16 protein-coding genes are annotated in these 17,083 nt (G+C 69.6%); 4 read left to right on the top strand and 12 right to left on the bottom strand.

Translation table 11 applies throughout. The annotated features are described in order from the left end of the window. The first annotated feature begins 25 nt into the window (after window positions 1–25). Entirely contained in the window at window positions 26–1,438 is a 1,413-nt protein-coding gene (locus A5787_RS11445; protein WP_066966167.1) for a class II fumarate hydratase, read from the top strand. Between the two features lie 17 nt (window positions 1,439–1,455). Further along, complete coding sequence (locus A5787_RS11450) at window positions 1,456–2,469, top strand: hypothetical protein (protein WP_066966170.1); 1,014 nt, start codon at window positions 1,456–1,458, stop codon at window positions 2,467–2,469. Here the strand turns inward: A5787_RS11450 and A5787_RS11455 are convergent. The 5 genes from A5787_RS11455 to glyA form a co-directional block, all read right to left on the bottom strand. Next, the gene (locus tag A5787_RS11455; RefSeq protein ID WP_082977173.1) at window positions 2,459–3,922 is read right to left on the bottom strand and encodes an adenylate/guanylate cyclase domain-containing protein; all 1,464 of its coding nucleotides are present in this window, start codon (window positions 3,920–3,922) and stop codon (window positions 2,459–2,461) included. The two genes, A5787_RS11450 and A5787_RS11455, sit on opposite strands and share 11 nt — an antisense overlap. Window positions 3,923–3,982: 60 nt before the next feature. After that, window positions 3,983–4,858, bottom strand: a complete 876-nt coding sequence (locus A5787_RS11460; protein ID WP_066966173.1) for a polysaccharide deacetylase family protein — start codon at window positions 4,856–4,858, stop codon at window positions 3,983–3,985. A 25-nt stretch (window positions 4,859–4,883) separates the two neighbouring features. Next, on the bottom strand, window positions 4,884–6,185 hold the full coding sequence (locus A5787_RS11465; RefSeq protein WP_066966343.1) for a PhoH family protein: 1,302 nt from the start codon (window positions 6,183–6,185) through the stop codon (window positions 4,884–4,886). Between the two features lie 252 nt (window positions 6,186–6,437). After that, window positions 6,438–7,265, bottom strand: coding sequence for an acyl-ACP desaturase (locus A5787_RS11470; RefSeq protein WP_066966176.1), 828 nt, complete (start codon window positions 7,263–7,265; stop codon window positions 6,438–6,440). Window positions 7,266–7,349: 84 nt separating this feature from the next. Then, the gene (glyA, locus tag A5787_RS11475; protein WP_066966179.1) at window positions 7,350–8,630 is read right to left on the bottom strand and encodes a serine hydroxymethyltransferase; all 1,281 of its coding nucleotides are present in this window, start codon (window positions 8,628–8,630) and stop codon (window positions 7,350–7,352) included. Window positions 8,631–8,745: 115 nt separating this feature from the next. Here glyA and coaA point away from each other — a divergent pair, with 115 nt between their 5' ends. Next, on the top strand, window positions 8,746–9,684 hold the full coding sequence (gene coaA / locus A5787_RS11480; RefSeq protein WP_066966183.1) for a type I pantothenate kinase: 939 nt from the start codon (window positions 8,746–8,748) through the stop codon (window positions 9,682–9,684). Here coaA and A5787_RS11485 read toward each other — a convergent pair whose 3' ends face one another. From A5787_RS11485 to A5787_RS11495, 3 genes are all read right to left on the bottom strand, one after another. Further along, window positions 9,685–10,098 (bottom strand): hypothetical protein, encoded by a 414-nt coding sequence (locus A5787_RS11485; protein ID WP_066966186.1) that lies wholly within the window; start codon window positions 10,096–10,098, stop codon window positions 9,685–9,687. It abuts the gene before it with no gap. Between the two features lie 280 nt (window positions 10,099–10,378). Beyond that, window positions 10,379–11,749, bottom strand: coding sequence for a hypothetical protein (locus tag A5787_RS11490; RefSeq protein ID WP_066966189.1), 1,371 nt, complete (start codon window positions 11,747–11,749; stop codon window positions 10,379–10,381). 30 nt (window positions 11,750–11,779) lie between these two features. Next, entirely contained in the window at window positions 11,780–12,568 is a 789-nt protein-coding gene (locus A5787_RS11495) for a (2Z,6E)-farnesyl diphosphate synthase (RefSeq protein WP_066966346.1), read from the bottom strand. Window positions 12,569–12,719: 151 nt separating this feature from the next. Between A5787_RS11495 and A5787_RS11500 the strand changes: the two genes are divergently transcribed. After that, window positions 12,720–13,466, top strand: a complete 747-nt coding sequence (locus tag A5787_RS11500) for a hemolysin III family protein (RefSeq protein ID WP_066966192.1) — start codon at window positions 12,720–12,722, stop codon at window positions 13,464–13,466. Between the two features lie 7 nt (window positions 13,467–13,473). Here A5787_RS11500 and A5787_RS11505 read toward each other — a convergent pair whose 3' ends face one another. From A5787_RS11505 to mca, 4 genes are read right to left on the bottom strand one after another with little or no spacing between them, the layout of a single operon-like run. Continuing rightward, the gene (locus A5787_RS11505; RefSeq protein WP_066966195.1) at window positions 13,474–13,857 is read right to left on the bottom strand and encodes a nuclear transport factor 2 family protein; all 384 of its coding nucleotides are present in this window, start codon (window positions 13,855–13,857) and stop codon (window positions 13,474–13,476) included. A 22-nt stretch (window positions 13,858–13,879) separates the two neighbouring features. Beyond that, window positions 13,880–15,916, bottom strand: a complete 2,037-nt coding sequence (locus A5787_RS11510) for a thioredoxin domain-containing protein (protein WP_066966198.1) — start codon at window positions 15,914–15,916, stop codon at window positions 13,880–13,882. After that, window positions 15,903–16,196 carry a hypothetical protein gene (locus A5787_RS11515; RefSeq protein ID WP_066966201.1) on the bottom strand — a complete coding sequence of 98 codons (294 nt, stop codon included), beginning with the start codon at window positions 16,194–16,196 and terminating at the stop codon, window positions 15,903–15,905. The genes A5787_RS11510 and A5787_RS11515 overlap by 14 nt, the downstream gene beginning before the upstream one ends. Then, on the bottom strand, window positions 16,193–17,065 hold the full coding sequence (mca, locus tag A5787_RS11520; RefSeq protein ID WP_066966206.1) for a mycothiol conjugate amidase Mca: 873 nt from the start codon (window positions 17,063–17,065) through the stop codon (window positions 16,193–16,195). Before mca ends, A5787_RS11515 begins: the two co-directional genes overlap by 4 nt. Window positions 17,066–17,083: the final 18 nt, after the last annotated feature.

Below are 17,083 nucleotides of genomic sequence, written 5' to 3' on the forward strand. Positions count from 1 at the left end.
CCGACACCACCGAGGACTGCCACCAATGGCCGATAGCGCCACCGACACCGAATACCGCATCGAGCACGACACCATGGGCGAGGTCCGGGTGCCCGCGAAAGCCTTGTGGCGCGCGCAAACCCAGCGCGCGGTCGAGAACTTCCCGATCTCGGGGCGGGGCCTGGAGCGCGCCCAGATCCGCGCGCTGGGCCTGCTGAAGGGCGCCTGCGCGCAGGTGAACAAGGACCTGGGCCTGCTGGCGCCGGAGAAGGCGGACGCGATCATCGCCGCGGCGGCCGAGATCGCCGACGGCCAACACGACGACCAGTTTCCCATCGACGTGTTCCAAACCGGTTCGGGGACAAGCTCGAACATGAACACCAACGAGGTGATCGCGTCCATCGCAGGGGCCAACGGTGTGACGGTGCACCCCAACGACGACGTCAACATGTCGCAGTCGTCCAACGACACCTTCCCGACGGCCACGCACATCGCGGCCACCGAGGCCGCGGTGCGCCACCTCATCCCGGCGCTCGAGGTGCTGCACGAGGCGCTGGCGAGCAAGGCCCGCGAGTGGCACACGGTCGTCAAATCCGGACGCACCCATCTGATGGACGCCGTCCCGGTGACCCTCGGCCAGGAATTCAGCGGATACGCCCGCCAGATCGAGGCCGGGATCGAGCGGGTCCGCGCGACGCTGCCACGGCTGGGCGAGCTGGCTATCGGCGGTACCGCGGTGGGCACCGGGCTCAACGCTCCCGACGGGTTCGGCGCCAAGGTGGTCGATACGCTGATCGCCTCCACCGGTTTGGGCGAATTGCGCCCGGCGGCAAACTCTTTCGAGGCCCAGGCCGCCCGCGACGGGCTGGTCGAGGCCTCGGGCGCGCTGCGCACCATCGCGGTGTCGCTGACCAAGATTGCCAACGACGTCCGCTGGATGGGGTCGGGGCCGCTGACCGGGCTGGCCGAGATCCAGCTGCCGGACCTGCAGCCGGGTAGTTCCATCATGCCGGGCAAGGTGAATCCCGTTCTGCCGGAGGCGGTCACACAGGTCGCCGCGCAGGTGATCGGCAACGACGCCGCGATCGCCTGGGGCGGCGCCAGCGGCGCGTTCGAGCTCAACGTCTACATCCCGATGATGGCCCGCAACATCCTCGAGTCCTTCAAGTTGCTGACCAACGTCTCGAAGCTGTTCGCGGAGCGCTGCATCACCGGGCTGAAGGCCAACGTCGAGCATCTGCGCGAGCTGGCCGAATCGTCGCCGTCGATCGTGACGCCGCTGAATTCGGCGATCGGCTACGAGGAAGCCGCCGCGGTGGCCAAGCAGGCGCTCAAGGAGCGCAAGACGATTCGCCAGACGGTCATCGACCGCGGCCTGATCGGTGACAAGCTGTCGACCGAGGAGTTGGACCGCCGCCTCGACGTGTTGGCGATGGCCAAGGTGAAGCCGGAGGAATAGATGATGGTGGTTCAGCGATGACGGCTCCCCCCGGCGGGCCCTACGGTCAGGATCCGTACGGGACCAATCCCTATGGGCAGGGCCCCTATTGGGGCGGCCCGCCGCAAGGCGGCGGCTATCCGCAGGGCGGCGGCTATCCGCAGGGCGGCGGCTACCCGCAGGGCGGACCGCCACCGGCCGGGCCGCCGCCGGCCGGCTACCCGTACCCACCGCCCGGCGGGGGGCAGTATGCGCCGCCGCCATATCCCCCACAGGGTCAGCAGGTGCCGCCCGGCTGGCCGGGCGGCCCGTACCCGCCGGGGCCGCCGCCGCGCGGGCCGCGCTCCAAGGCGCCGTGGCTGATCGTCGCCGGTCTCGCGGTGCTGGCCGTGATCGTGCTGGTGGTGCTCCTGGTGCTCGGGCTCAACAGCGGGAACAAGCCGAACAAGGCGGCGCCCTCGACGGCCCCCTCGTCGACCGGCGCCCCGTCGTCGCAGCCGAACAATTCCCAGCAGACGGCGACGGGCTGCACGCCCAACGTGTCCGGCGGTGACAAGCCCGTCGGTGACACGGTCAGCGCGGGCAAGCTGTCGTTCCCGACCAGCGCGACGCCGGGATGGCAAGGCTTTGCGGACGACCAGACCCCCAACCTCATCGGCGCCGTCGGCGTCGGGGCCGAGGTGCCCAACGCCAGCCAGTGGATGATGCAGGCGGAGGTCGGCATCACCGACTTCGTGCCCAGCATGGACGTCGCCGCGCAGGCATCGAAGTTGATGAACTGCGTGGCCAATGGCCCCGGCTACGCCAACGCGACGCCCACCCTGGGGCCGACGAAGACGTCGTCGACCACGGTCGACGGGGTCAAGGCCGCACGGGTGGACGCCGACGTCACGATCGCCGATCCGGCGCGCAACGTGAAGGGCGACTCGCTGGTCATCATCGCGGTCGACACCAAGCCGGTCACCATCTTCCTGGGCGCGACGCCCATCGGCGACGCCGGTTCGGCGGGCATCATCAACGGGGTTGTCGCGGCTCTGAAGGTCAAGAAGTAGCCGGCGCCGACACGTGGGTGGCTTCGGACCGCCCGCGCAGCACGGTGGAATAGCATTCGGCCCAGTGCGCCCGCTCGGCGTCATCGGCGCCGTCGATCGCCGCCGCCGAACACAGGATCCGCCGGTCGGAGGTCTTGGCGAGGTCGGCCAGTCGCGCGGCCTCGTTGACGGCGTCACCGATTACCGTGTATTCGTAGCGGTTTTCGGCGCCGACGTTGCCGGCGAAGACGCGCCCCGCCGAAACGCCGATGCCGAAATCGACCACCGGTAGCCGGCGCAGCTCGGTGCCCAGCGCCCGCGCCGTCGCCAGCGCCGCCGACGCCGGTTCGGCCGACCGCAAGGGCGCCCCGAAAACCGCCAGTGCGGCGTCGCCGGCGAATTTGTTGATCAGCCCCTGATGTTCGTCGACGGCGTCGACGACGATCCGGAAGAAGTCGTTGAGCACCTGCGCAACCTCTTGCGGCGGAAGGCTTTCCGCGAGCTGCGTCGAACCGACCAGGTCGATGAAGAGGACGGCCGCGTCGACCACGTCCCCCGACAGGGAGGCGCCCTCCTGGATGGCGCGCTGGGCGACGTCGGTTCCGACGTGGCGCCCGAACAGGTCGCGCAACCGGTCCCGCTCGGCGAGCCCGGTGACCATTCGGTTGAAACCCGTTTGCAGGCGCCCGATTTGGGAGCGTTCGTAGGCGCCCACGTGGGTTCCGATGCGGCCGTGTTCGACCTCCGCCATCGCATCGACGACCTCGGCGAGGGGATCGGCAATGGATCGCGACGTCAGAATCATCGTCGGCAGCCCGAGGACCAGCGCCGCCAGCGACACCACCAGGATCGGCACATCCAGCGCGGCGGACTTCTCGATCAGCCAGCCGTAGGAGCGCAGCACCACCAGGGTCGCGATCACCCCGATTGGGAGCGCGCTGCAGAGGAACCACAGCAGCACCAGCCGCGCGAACACGCCCGGCACCGCCAGGCGGGGCTCGCCCCCCAGCGTGGCGGTACCCATGATCGGGCGCAGGGTGCGTTGCGCAAGCAGCATCCCCGTCCCGGCGGCGGCCGGTGCACCCAGCAGCACGCCGAGCCCGATGGGCAGCAGGATCTGCGCCCCGCCGCCCAGGTTCATCAGCGCGAAGACGACCCCGGCCGCCCCCCAGGCCAGCACCAGGATGGCCGACTGGCGGCCGGGCATCTTCATCGCGGCTTCCCGCTGTTCGGGGGTCGGTTCGTCCCCGGCGACATACCAGCGCAGCGTGGGAGCCAGGTTCACCGCCCCGGCCGCCGCGACGGCCGCGACGCCCAGCACGACGAGAACCAGCATCAGCGCCGTGTTCTTCTCCGCGAAGTCCGTGTCGGCCGCGACGGACGTGTGCCCCCGCAGCGGAATCAAGATGGCGGCCGCGTCGACGAAGGCCAGGATGTAGGCCAGCGAGAGGTCGGTTGCGTAGTCAATCGTCAACCTGCGCGCGGACTTTCGCCGCCCCGCCGCTGGAGCCCGAAACCGCCCCGACGTGATCACCTAGGCGCCGTTGTTGGGGCCGCCCGAGTTCTGGCCCGGGATGTCGGTGATCGGGAAATTGGGCATCGGCTTGGGCGAGGACGTATTCGGCAAGGCGGGGATCTCGCTGGCCGGAATGTCGTGCAACTGGTTGGCAGGCGGCCCGTTGTCCCGGCCGCCGTAGGTGCTGCCGGGCGCCCGCGCGCCCAGCAGTTCGGAGACCGTCACCAGCCGGTAGCCGTTGGCCTTGAGCACCGGGATGAACTGGTACACCAGGTCGACGGTGCTCGAGTAGGTGTCATGGAACAGCACCACCGAGCCCGGCTTGATGTACGTCATCAGCATGTAGCGCGTCGCGGCCGTGTTGGAGTCGTTGATCCAGTCGAAAGGGATGACGTCCCAGAGGATTTCGGCCAGACCGAACTTTCCCGCGGTCTGGCGCACGGCGTCGTTGGACAGCCCGCCCGCGGGGCGCCACAGCGACGGGGCCCGGCCGGTCGCGGCGGCGATCGCGTCGTTGGTCTTCGAGAACTGACCGGCGATGTCCTCGGGCGGGATCGTGGTCATGTTGGGGTGTTCCCAGGTGTGGTTGCCGAACTCCATCCCGGCGTCGGCGACGCGCTTGGCGCCCGCCGGGTTGGCGGCCACCTTGTTGCCGATCAGGAAGAACGTGGCCTTGGCGTCGGCGTCCTTGAGCACCTGCAACAGCCGGTCGGTGTAGGGCCCCGGCCCGTCGTCGAACGTCAGCGCGATGCACTTGACCACCGAGCAGCTCTGGTTGTCGGCGCGCGTCACGTGACCGGTGAGCGCGCCGATCACCAGCACCGCGGCGGCCGCGACGACGCCGAAAACGGTCCGCCAGTAGCGCCAGGCCTGGCTGTCGGGTCGTTTCGGCACGTGAGAAGCCTACCGAAACCCCTCCTCAGTGCGGCCCGGCGATCTCCTCGAGCATCTCGGTGACCAGCGCGGCGATCGGCGACCGCTCGCTGCGCAGCAGGGTGATGTGGGCGAACAGCGGGTGCCCCTTGAGCTTCTCGATCACCGCCGCGACACCGTCGTGACGCCCGACGCGCAGGTTGTCGCGCTGGGCGATGTCGTGGGTCAGCACCACCCGGGAGCCGGTCCCCAACCTGGACAGCACGGTCAGCAGCACGTTGCGCTCGAGCGACTGCGCCTCGTCGACGATGACGAACGAGTCGTGCAGCGAGCGGCCCCGGATGTGGGTCAGCGGCAGCACCTCGAGCATGCCCCGGGACAGCACCTCCTCGAGCACCGCCGGGCTGGCCAGCCCCTCGAGGGTGTCGAAGACGGCCTGCGCCCAGGGGCCCATCTTTTCGCTCTCGCTGCCGGGCAGGTAGCCCAGCTCCTGGCCGCCGACGGCATACAGCGGACGGAACACCACCACCTTGCGCTGCGTGCGCCGTTCGAGCACCGCCTCGAGACCCGCGCACAGCGCCAACGCCGACTTGCCGGTGCCGGCCTTGCCGCCCAACGAAACGATGCCCACCGACTCGTCCAGCAGCAGGTCGAGCGCCACGCGCTGCTCGGCGGACCGGCCACGCAGCCCGAACACCTCGCGATCGCCGCGGACCAGCTGCACGCGTTTGGCCGCCGTGACCCGGCCCAGCGCGTGCGAACTCCCGCCCAGCAGCCGAATTCCGGTGTGGCAGGGCAGGTCCCGCGCCTCGGCGAGGTCGATCTCGCCGTCGGCGAACAGCGTGTCGATGTCCTCGGCCGCCGTCTCGATCTCGTACATCCCCGACCACCCGGACACCACGACATCCTGCGCGTGGTATTCGTCGGCGGACAGCCCCACCGCGGCGGCCTTCACCCGAAGCGGAATGTCCTTGCTGACCAACGTAACCCGCTTGCCCTCGGCGGCGAGGTTGGCGGCGCAGCTCAGGATCCGGGAGTCGTTGCAGTCGGTGCGAAAGCCCGCGGGCAGCACCGACGGGTCGGTGTGGTTCAGTTCAACGTGAAGCGATCCGCCTTGTGTCCCAACGGGAATCGGCTGATCCAGCCGACCGTGCTCGAGCCGAAGATCATCGAACAGGCGCAATGCCTGACGGGCAAACCAGCCCAGTTCGTGGTGGTGGCGTTTGGCCTCCAGCTCGCTGATCACCACCAGCGGCACCACCACCTCGTGTTCGGCGAACCGGCTGCAGGCCCACGGGTCGGACAGCAGCACGGAGGTGTCGAGCACATAGGTCCGGAGATCGGTCACGAAGCGCTCCTCGAGCGGGTAAGCCCGCGCGGACCCGCACAGGCATGTCGGCGGGAGCCGCAGCACCAGGACCGGGGCCGGTCCTGCCCTTGTCGTGACGGGAGGTGCCGCCCTGGCAGCAAAGCATGTCGCTGGCCATCGAGAATGACGCTACTCTCGTGGCCGCTCGGCCGCCGGGCAGGCGCGCCGAGACCGACACGGCGACACCAAAAACCGGCCGCGAGCCCGCGGCCGGTTTGGGTGAAGTTCGGCTTAACCGATAACGAATTGCTTGAGCGCAGGCTCGTCGGCCACGCCCCATTCGGTGATGCGATCGGAGATCGCCTGCCGCAAGTCCTCGGGAGTGAAGATGCCGGCGTCGGCCGCGCTTTGCACCTTGTCCGCGTAGGCGTCGATGTCGGCGCCGACGACCTGAAGCTCCGCCGCCCGCGCGGCGACGGCCGCGATGGTCTCGTCGCGGGTGTAGGACAGGCAGTGCGCGACGAGGCTGGCGAACATGTGCTCGTGGCGCTCTTCGTCCCTGCGGATCCGGTCGATGAGCCCGGCCAGGAGGGGCTCCTCGATCTTGGCGGCCAGGTTGCGGCAGAAGACGGCGTGGGTGCGCTCGGCGAACGCCATGTAGACGAGGGTCTCGACCTGGCTGTAGGTGTCGGCGCGGTAGCCCTTCATCACGTACTGGACGCGGGCCTCCTCGTTGGCGGTGGGGTCGACCTCGCGGGTCACCACCAGGTACTCGCGCAGCGCGATGGCGTGCAGGTGCTCCTCGGCGGTCCACCGGCCCAGCCAGCGGCCCCACCAGTCCTCGAGGATGAAGTGCTCGACGAGCTCGCGGTGATGGCCGGCGAGGTTGTCCTTGAGCAGCAGCAGGATCTCGCAGGCGTCCGTGATGGTCCGCGGCAGCGTCGTCTGGGACGGGTCCCAGTCGCGTCCGCCGAGGAAGGCGAAGTTCTCGCCCTGATCGAACGGCACGTACTCGTGGGCGAACCAGAGGTCCTCGGTGTTGAGGTGGTTGTCCATGAGCCGCTCGACCACGGGCTCGAGTTCGAGGGTCAGCGCGTTAGGAACAGGTTTCTGTGCCATGCGGTTACTGTAACTCCTAGGTACATGTTCTGGAAATTCTCGGCGCGTGTCGGCGCCGATTGGTGACTTTGGTCCCTCGGCCGGTCAGCGGTCCACCAGCGTCCAGCTCTCAAGGCCCTCGTAGAGGGGAAAGTCCCTGGCCAGACGCGTCACCCGCTGCCGCAGCGCGGACACGTCCGCAGCGGTGCCGGCCGCCAACGCGGTGGCGATGATGTCGGCGACCTCGGTGAATTCGGCGTCCCCGAAGCCGCGGGTGGCCAGCGCCGGCGTGCCCACCCGCAGGCCCGACGTCACCATCGGGGGCCGCGGGTCGTTCGGGACCGCGTTGCGGTTGACGGTGATGCCGACTTCGTGGAGCAGGTCCTCGGCGGCCTTGCCGTCGAGGGGCGAGTCGCGCAGGTCGACGAGCACCAGGTGCACGTCGGTGCCGCCGCTGACCACGGAGACGCCGGCCTTGGCGACGTCGGCCGCCAGCAGCCGGTCGGCGACGATGCGGGCGCCGGATAGCGTGCGCTGCTGGCGGTCGGCGAATTCGGGGGTGGTGGCGATCTTGAGCGCGACCGCCTTGCCCGCGATGACGTGCATCAGCGGCCCGCCCTGCTGGCCGGGGAACACCGCCGAGTTGATGGCCTTGGCGTACTCCTGCTTGCCCAGGATCATGCCCGAACGGGCGCCGCCGAGCGTCTTGTGCACGGTGGTGGACACGACGTCGGCGTGCGGCACCGGCGAGGGGTGCAGGCCCACCGCGACCAGCCCGGCGAAGTGCGCCATGTCCACCCACAACTTGGCGTCGACCTCGTCGGCGATCGACCGGAAGGCGGCGAAGTCGAGGATCCGCGGGTAGGCCGACCAGCCGGCGATGATCACCTTGGGGCGGAACTCGAGCGCCCTGGCCCGCACCGCGTCCATGTCGACCAGGTGGGTCTTGGGGTCCACCCCGTAGAAGCCGGCGTCGTAAAGCTTCCCGGAGAAGTTGAGCTTCATGCCGTGGGTGAGGTGGCCGCCGTTGGCCAGGTCCAGGCCGAGCAGGTGCTCCCCCGGCGACATCAAGGCGTGCAGCACCGCGGCGTTGGCCTGGGCACCCGAGTGCGGCTGCACGTTGGCGAACTCCGCGCCGAACAACGCCTTGGCCCGGTCCCGGGCGATGTTCTCCACGACGTCGACGTGCTCGCAGCCCCCGTAGTAGCGCCGGCCCGGCAATCCCTCGGCGTACTTGTTGGTCAGGACGCTGCCCTGGGCCTGGAGCACCGAACGGGGCACGAAGTTCTCCGAGGCGATCATTTCCAGGGTGTCGCGTTGCCGGTGCAATTCCTTGTCGAGCAGCTCGGCGATGTCGGGGTCAACCTCGGCGAGCGGGGCCGACATCACGGACGCGGTAGGTCGGGCATCAGGTGCGGCGGTCACGGGCGCCAGTCTATCCAGCATGGTTTTAGCCAGCCCAGCCGTCGGGCGCGCGTCCGCCCCTGCAACACTTGGCACCATGCCGCGGCTTAGCGAGCCGAGCCCGTACGTGGAGTTCGACCGGAAGCAATGGCGTGCGCTTCGTATGTCGACGCCGCTGGCCCTCACCGAAGAGGAACTGGTCGGCCTGCGCGGCCTCGGTGAGCAGATCGACCTGCTGGAGGTCGAAGAGGTCTACCTGCCGCTGGCCCGGCTCATCCACCTTCAGGTCGCCGCCCGCCAGCGGCTGTTCGCCGCCACCGCCGAGTTCCTCGGCGAACCGCAGCAAAACCCGGATCGGCCGGTGCCGTTCGTCATCGGCGTGGCCGGCAGCGTCGCGGTCGGCAAATCGACGACCGCCCGCGTGTTGCAGGCGCTGCTGGCCCGCTGGGATCCGCACCCCCGGGTGGACCTGGTGACCACCGACGGCTTCCTCTATCCCAACGCCGAGCTGGACCGGCGAAACCTGATGCACCGCAAGGGTTTTCCGGAAAGCTATAACCGCCGGGCGCTGATGCGGTTCGTGACGTCGGTCAAATCCGGCGCCGACTACGCGTGCGCGCCGGTGTATTCGCACCTGAAGTACGACATCATTCCCGGCGCCAAGCACGTCGTCCGCCATCCCGACATCCTGATCCTGGAGGGCCTCAACGTCCTGCAGACCGGGCCGACGCTGATGGTGTCGGACCTGTTCGACTTCTCGCTGTATGTGGACGCCCGGATCGAGGACATCGAGCAGTGGTACGTGTCCCGGTTCCTGTCCCTGCGCGGCACGGCCTTCGCCGACCCGGAATCGCACTTCCACCACTACTCGGCCCTCAACGACACCAAGGCCGTCGCCGCCGCGCGTGAGATCTGGCGGTCGATCAACCGGCCCAACCTGGTTGAGAACATCCTGCCGACGCGCCCCCGCGCCACCCTGGTGCTGCGCAAGGACGCCGACCACTCCATCAACCGGCTCCGGCTGCGCAAGCTGTAGCTACGTCGCCAGACGGCGCACTCCCAGGTATTGCAAAGCGGCGAACGCCGCAGTGTAGACGCCCGTGGCCAGCGTCGCGGCCACCCCGGTGGCCGTCATCGGCAAGGCTTCGGCGGCCAGTATTGCGGCCAGCGTGAAGACGATGTTGGCCGCGACGATGCCGATCCCGACACGTCGCAAGTTCGGCGCCGCCGCGAGGGTGAACACGGCGAGGCCGGCAAGCACGAAGAACGCGCCCAGCGCGTACTCCTGGCCCGACGTCAGCCCCGTCAGCGACGAGATCTCGTCGGCGAAGAACGCGACGGCCAAGCCGCACAGCCCCGTCAGCGTGGCGTCGGCACGCATCGCGAAACGCAGCAGCGAGTCGGTCGAGTCGTATAGGGGTCGGGGGGGAAGACCGGTAACTGCGGTCATGTGATCACTCCTCGCGATGGCGGATGGGTCGAACTGGTTTGAGCGTGCCGCCAGGGCACTGCCAGATCGACTCGTGGCACTGCCAACTGCTGCCACGAGGAGAACGACCAGGGATTTCTGCCGGCTATTCCCGTCCCGGGGCAATTAATTCCACACGTGTCTCAAACCGTGGGGTCGCCGGCGTGATCGGGTGCCCCGAGCCGCGACACATAACCAGTGGCGAAGACACGCCGAGGAGGCTCGCGATCGCTTATATCTCGCGGTTGCCGGGAGCGCTGACCTAGTCGCTGGGAACCGCGACGCGCCCGCGCAAATCGGCCGCGATCAGCCGGGCGGCCGCGTTTTGCCAGTTGTGCAATGAGCGCTGCGGGACCTCGGTGACCAGCCATTGCCACGCCTGCCGGGCGGTGGGGTCCAATCCGGCGGCGGTGGCGTTCTGCGCGTACGCGCGCACGCCGACGACGTAGGGGAAGTACAACGCGTTGTAGTAGCGCCACTCCTCGGTGGTGCCGAAATCGCCCGCGTCGCGCGGTTTGAGCCGGGCGATCCCGTCGGCGAGGACGGCCTTGAGCTCGTTGGCGCGCTCCACGGGGTGATCGGGCGCGCCCCGCGCGGCCAGCCGCTCGTCGATCACGGGCAGCGCGGTCAGCGGGCTGGCGACAAGCTTCGTCAGGTCGGCGTAGTGGCCCAGCGCCCGGCGGGTGAGCCTGGCGAAGGTGTCGTCGTCGACGTCGACCAGAGGGTCGGCCGAGCGCAGCGGCAGCGCCGCCCCGGTATGCCGCAGCGCGGCCCGGTCGGCGCGCAGCGAGGGCGACCTGGAGAACGCCAGCCGGTCCAGCACCCCGGCCAGCGGATCGGCCAGCACCTGCACCGTGATGGCGATCGCCAGGGTGGTGAACATCAGCACCGTCAGCACCGTCTGCGTGGTGGGCTCGTGCCGGGTTACCGCGAGCCCGATCAGCGGCTGCCCGCCGAACAGCACGGCCACCGCCGAACAGCCGACGAACGAACGCAACATGTCGGCGCGCAGCGCCTGGCCCTCGTCGAAGGCGTCCCACAGCGCCACCGCCACGCCGAGCGCCAGGACGTCGAAACCCGTCGAGGCCAGGGCCAGCCGGCTGGGGACCAGACCGAGCGGAATGATCAGGATGGCGTTGGCCAGCGCGAAGAACAGCGTCGCCATGACCACCACGCCGGCGACCGGCGTCGGCTGGGCGCGCCGGCGCAGCGCGACGACCATCGCCCCCAGGGTGGATACCGAGATCACCGCCATCATCAGCACGTGACCTGGCCGCAGCGGGCCCTCGACGCTGCCGGCCATCATCGCCCCGAACAAAGTGAGCGCGGCGACACCGCCGATCAGCAGCAACTCACCGGTGCGCACCCGCCAGTGATCGCCCGGCCGCGACAGCTCCACCAGTACCGCGAACCACGCCACGCTGGGAACGGCCACCAAATAGATCTCGAGCCGCCCGAGCAGCGCGAGACGCGGGGCGTCCACGGAGCGCACCGCGTCCAGCGCCACCACCAAAGCGAAGCCACACAATCCCGCCGCCGCCAGTGCCAGCACCGGCTTACGCGGATCGCGGGCAAGGAGGTACAACCCCAGCCACCCGCTCAGCGTGAACACCACAGCCGACAGCGCAGCCATGCATCTAGTTTGGCACGGAGTTAAGTTGCGCTACTTGCCGTGGCGGCGATGCCGTTGGCTGTAGTCGCGCAGCGCGCGCAGGAAATCGACGCGGCGGAACGCCGGCCAGTGCGCCTCGGTGAACCACATCTCCGAATAGGCGCTCTGCCACAGCAGGAATCCCGACAGCCGCTGCTCCCCGGAGGTCCGGATGACCAGGTCCGGGTCCGGCTGCCCTGAGGTGTAAAGGTTTTCGGAGATGCCGTCGACGGTCACCGCGTCGATGAGCTCCTCGGCGGTGCCGCCGTTGGCGAGTTCCTTGCTCAGCAGCGCGCGCACCGCGTCGACGATCTCCCGGCGGCCGCCGTAGCCGACGGCGACGTTGACGTGGAAGGGCGCCTCGGCAGGCGTGGACTCCACCGCGTCGCGCAGCCGGCGCGCCGGCTCCTCGCCGATCAGCGCGAGGTCCCCGACGGTGCGCACGCTCCAGCTGTTGGCCGGTGCGCAGATCTCCTCCACCACATCGGTGATGATCTCGATGAGCCCGGCCAGCTCGTCGGGATCGCGCTGCAGGTTCTCGGTGGAGAGCAGGTAGACGGTGGTCATTTCGATGCCGGCCTCTTGGCACCACCGCAGCATCTCGGCGATCTTGACGGCGCCCATCCGGTAGCCGTAGCTGACGTCGTCGTAACCGGCGTTGCGCGCCCACCGCCGGTTCCCGTCGCACAGCACCGCGATGTGGCGGGGAAGTTCGGACTTGGAGGCCGCCAGACCCTGCCTCAGCCGCAGCTCGTAGACGCGGTACAACGGCTCCTTGAGCCGTGGCGGGATGATCTCCACGAAGCTCCACACTACTGTGACCGGCGCCAAATTCCGGCGGGCATTTTCGCGATGTCACCGCACGCCCGACACCGTGCTGTGACGATTCGCGGCTACTGTTGGTGCGAAGGAGCGAACGGCAACGCGAGGCAATGCAGTCCCAGAGGGAGTCATGAGCAGCCAGACGGACACGCAGCACGAGACAGCGCCGGTCGCGCCCGGCAATCCCGTCGAAGAGCTCGTCGAGGGCGCCGCCGAGGTCCTGAGCAAGCCCCGCATGCGCGGCTGGATCCACTTCTATTCCGCGTGGCTGGCGATCGTCTGCGGGGCGACCCTGGTGTCGGTGTCCTGGGCGGTGGCATCCACCCGCGCCGGTCTGACGACATTCGCCTACGCCATCGCGACCGTGGCGATGTTCGGCGTCAGCGCCACCTACCACCGCGTCAACTGGAAAACCGCGACGAGCCGCAAGCTCATGAAGCGGCTCGACCACTCGATGATCTTCCTGTTCATCGCCGGCAGCTACACACCGTTCGCGATGCTGGCCATGCCGCCCGCGGACGGGCGAGTGGTGTTGTGGATCGTGTGGGGCGGCGCGCTGGCCGGCGTCGCGTTGAAGGTGTGCTGGCCGACGGCGCCCCGCTGGGTGGGTGTGCCGCTGTATCTGCTGCTGGGCTGGGTGGCCGTCTGGTATGCCCCCACGATCATCCACGTCGCCGGGGTGGCCGCCATGGTGCTGCTCGCCGTCGGCGGCGCGTTCTACAGCGTCGGCGGCCTGCTCTACGGGCTGCGCTGGCCGGATCCGTGGCCCAAGACGTTCGGCTACCACGAGTTCTTCCACGCCTTCACCGCGATCGCGGCGATCCTGCACTACATCGCGATGTGGCTCGCGGTCTTCTATGTCGGCCACCCCGCCTAGCGCGGGTTTACAGCTGCCGCACGTCGGCCGCCGACCAGTAGGCCTTCATGGCGGCGACTTTGCCCTGGGCATCGAAGACCATCACGTCGATCGGCTCGATCACCATTTTGTGCTCGCCCGCGGTCACCGTCAGCCGGAACTGGAAGGCCGCCTCGTGGCCGGCGACGCGCAGCGTCACCAGCTCGCATTCGCGCCGCACGTCGCTGACCGCGGCGTAGAAACCGCGGATCGCCTGACGCCCGATGTGCACCTCGCCCCCGACCGGGTCCTCGACGGTCGCGTCGTCGGCGTACAGCTCGACGATGTCGTCGGCGCTGCCCTTGGCGACCAGCTCGATGTAGCGGTTGACGGTCTCGGTGATCGCTTGGACCCTGTCGGTGGCGTTCGGCATGGGACGCAGGGTAGCCGCCGGGCTACTGCTCCGAAACACCCAGGGCGCCCGCCAGTTCGGCAGCCCCGGTCACCGGGAGATCGCACACCCGGCCGCGGCACACGTAGGCGGCGTCGGCGCCTCCCACCCGGTCCCGGCCGGCCAGCAGCGCCGAGGAGTCCCGTTCGCCGCCGACGACGATCGCCCCGCCGGGCGCCAGCCGGCGCGCGGCGGCCAGCAGCGCCGACCGCTCGCCTTTTGAAGGGTCGCAGGCGACCGCGATCTGCAGCGGCCCGCGGACCGCGGATTCGGCGACGGCCAGCCAGTGCCCGGCCGAGCGCGGCGCGCGCTCCAGCAGCACGGAGTGCGCGGCGAGCGAGTCGGCGGCCGCCCGCAGGTACCGCTCGGCGCGCTCACCATCGACCAGGTGCGCCGCGATCAGCAGCGCCTCGGTGACCGACGACGCGCCCGACGGCGTCGCGCCGTCCAGCGGGTCGCCGGGTCGCAGCATCAACTGCTCGGCGTCGTCGGCGGTGTCGAACCAGCGACCGGGCCGCTGCGGGTCGGCGAAGTGCCGCAGGGCGATGTCCAGCAGCTCGGTCGCCGCGTTCAGCCACGGCTGTTCGGCGTCCAGCTGGTACAGCGCGAGCAGGCCGGTGGCCAGCGTCGCGTGGTCCTCGAGGATGCCGGGACTGTCGCCGACCACTCCGCCCAGGCTGGCGCGCCGCAGCCGGCCGTCGACGATGTGGGTGTGCAGCAGCGCCGACGCGCACCGCCGCGCGGCTGTGGTTAGTTCAGAGGCCAGCTCGGGATCCTCCAGCGCCACACTCGCCTCGGCCAGCGCGGTGATCGCCAGCCCGTTCCACGACGTGACGACCTTGTCGTCGCGACCCGGCTGGGCCCGGGTGCGCCGCGCGGCCAGCAGCGCGGCCCGGACGCGTTCGGCCCGTTGCGGATCGCCCGGATCGGCGGGCAGCTGCAGCACCGAGCTGCCGTGTTCGAACGTGCCGGTGGGAGTGACGGCGAAAACCTCTGCGGCCCAACGACCGTCGTCGCCACCGAGCACCTCGGTCAGCTGCGCCGGCGTCCACACGTAGGTCGCGCCCTCGCGGCCCTCGGTGTCGGCGTCCAGCGACGAGACGAACATGTCACCGTCGGTCAGCTCGCCGACCAGGAACCCCGCGGTCTGAGCGGCGACGCGGCGGGCCAGCGGGTCTCCGGTGCGCCGGGCCCAGTGCGCGTACACCCGCAACAGCAGCGCGTTGTCGTACAGCATCTTCTCGAAATGCGGTACCACCCAAGCGTTGTCGACGCTGTATCGGGCGAAGCCGCCCGCGAGTTGGTCGTAGATGCCGCCGCGGGCCATCGCGTTGCCGGTGCGGGCGACCGCCTCCAGCGCCGCCGCCGATCCGGTGCGCTCGTGGCTGCGCAGCAACGCCTCGAGGATCGCCGACGGCGGGAACTTGGGGGCGCCGCCGAATCCGCCGCGCTCCGTGTCCTGGTCGCCCAGCACGGCGGCGACCGCGTGATCACACAGCGCCGGCGCCACGGCCGGGCCACCGCCGGGCAGCGCCGAAACCATCCTGCGCAGCTCGTCGGCGATGCGGTCCGAGGCCTCCTCGACCTCCCCGCGGCGGTCCCGCCAGGTGGCGGACACGGCCGAAAGCAGCTGCAGGAAGCCTTCTTTCGGGTAGTACGTGCCGCAGAAGAAGGGCCGGCCGTCGGGCGTCAGGAAACAGGTCATCGGCCAACCGCCCTGCCCGGTGAGCGCGACGGTGGCGTTCATGTAGACGGCGTCGAGGTCCGGCCGCTCCTCCCGGTCGACCTTGATGCAGACGAACCCCGCGTTCATCACCGAGGCCACCTCGTCGTCCTCGAACGATTCGTGGGCCATGACGTGGCACCAGTGGCAGGCGGCGTAGCCGATGGAAAGCAGGATCGGCACGTCGCGGGCGGCGGCGTCCGCCAGCGCCTGCGGCGTCCACTCCCGCCAGTGCACCGGGTTGTCGGCGTGCTGGCGCAGGTAGGGGCTGGTGGCCAGCCCAAGGGTGTTCGTTCCCGGGGACTCAGCCGGGCTCATCGCCGGGTCCTGGCGCCCGCGCGGATCCGTTCGGCCGCCCCGGCGGCTGGTCTTCGCCGACCGTGTCGGTGCCCTCGTCGGCGGCCTGGTCGGGCTCGGGATGCGCGGGATCGAATGTTTTGGGCACCTTCTTCAGTTGCCGGTTCATCGACCGCAACAGGAACACGGTGGCGATCAGCAGCAGCACGACGACCAACAGGCCCACCGGGCTGGCCTTGCCGAAATCGGGGCCGTGGTTGTGGGGTCCGTCCGCGATCACCGCGATCAGGTAGTGATTCACCCGTCATCCTCGATTCCGGCGAAGAGGTCGTCCTCGGGGAATTTGACGGGGACGCGGGAGCGTGCCAGCTCGAATTCCTCAGTCGGCCATAGCCTTTGCTGCCATTCGATGGGCGCGGCGAAGAATTCGGCATTCGGGTCGATCTGGGTGGCGTGCGCGCGCAACGCGTCGTCGCGCTGGCTGAAGTACGCCGAGCACTCGACGCGCGTCGTCACCCGCGACTCGAACGGGTCGTGCTCGGGATCCCAATGCTTGAGCCACTTCTGGAACGGCCCCTCTTGGCCGCGCTTGACGAACTCGTCGTGCAGCAGCTGCATCCGCGCGCGCAGGAAGCCGTGGTTGTAGTACAGCTTGGACACCGTCCACGGCTCACCGGCGTCCGGGAAGCGGGCGTAGTCGCCCGCCGCCTCGAAGGCACCGACCGAAACCTGGTGGCAGCGGATGTGGTCGGGGTGGGGGTAGCCGCCGTTCTCGTCGTAGGTAGTGATCACGTGCGGCCGGAATTCGCGGACCACGCGCACCAACGCCTCGACGGGTTCCTCGAGCGGCACCTGCGCGAAGCAGCCGTCGGGCAGCGGTGGCGGCGGGTCGCCCTGGGGCAGGCCGGAGTCGACGAAACCCAGCCACGTGTGCTCCACACCGAGGATCTCGGCCGCCTTCGCCATCTCGTCACGGCGGATTTCGGCCATGTGCTCCAGCACATCGGGCAGGTCCATCGCCGGGTTGAGAATCTCGCCGCGCTCGCCGCCGGTCAACGTCACCACCAGCACGCGGTGACCCTCGTCGGCGTAGCGGGCGAGCGTCGCCGCACCCTTGCTGGACTCGTCGTCGGGGTGGGCGTGCACCGCCATCAACCGCAGTTCGCTCACGTGCCCCCTCAAGTTTGT

Source organism: Mycobacterium sp. 852002-50816_SCH5313054-b (assembly GCF_001667185.1).
GTDB lineage: Bacteria > Actinomycetota > Actinomycetes > Mycobacteriales > Mycobacteriaceae > Mycobacterium.

Excerpts from the sequence above, each read along its gene's own strand:
- A5787_RS11445 (WP_066966167.1), top strand. The coding sequence starts at position 26 with ATGGCCGATAGCGCCACCGACACCGAATACCGCATCGAGCACGACACC.
- A5787_RS11450 (WP_066966170.1), top strand. The coding sequence starts at position 1,456 with ATGACGGCTCCCCCCGGCGGGCCCTACGGTCAGGATCCGTACGGGACC.
- A5787_RS11470 (WP_066966176.1), bottom strand. The coding sequence starts at position 7,265 with ATGGCACAGAAACCTGTTCCTAACGCGCTGACCCTCGAACTCGAGCCC.
- glyA (WP_066966179.1), bottom strand. The coding sequence starts at position 8,630 with ATGTCGGCCCCGCTCGCCGAGGTTGACCCCGACATCGCCGAGCTGCTC.
- coaA (WP_066966183.1), top strand. The coding sequence starts at position 8,746 with ATGCCGCGGCTTAGCGAGCCGAGCCCGTACGTGGAGTTCGACCGGAAG.
- A5787_RS11485 (WP_066966186.1), bottom strand. The coding sequence starts at position 10,098 with ATGACCGCAGTTACCGGTCTTCCCCCCCGACCCCTATACGACTCGACC.
- A5787_RS11490 (WP_066966189.1), bottom strand. The coding sequence starts at position 11,749 with ATGGCTGCGCTGTCGGCTGTGGTGTTCACGCTGAGCGGGTGGCTGGGG.
- A5787_RS11500 (WP_066966192.1), top strand. The coding sequence starts at position 12,720 with ATGAGCAGCCAGACGGACACGCAGCACGAGACAGCGCCGGTCGCGCCC.
- A5787_RS11505 (WP_066966195.1), bottom strand. The coding sequence starts at position 13,857 with ATGCCGAACGCCACCGACAGGGTCCAAGCGATCACCGAGACCGTCAAC.
- A5787_RS11510 (WP_066966198.1), bottom strand. The coding sequence starts at position 15,916 with ATGAGCCCGGCTGAGTCCCCGGGAACGAACACCCTTGGGCTGGCCACC.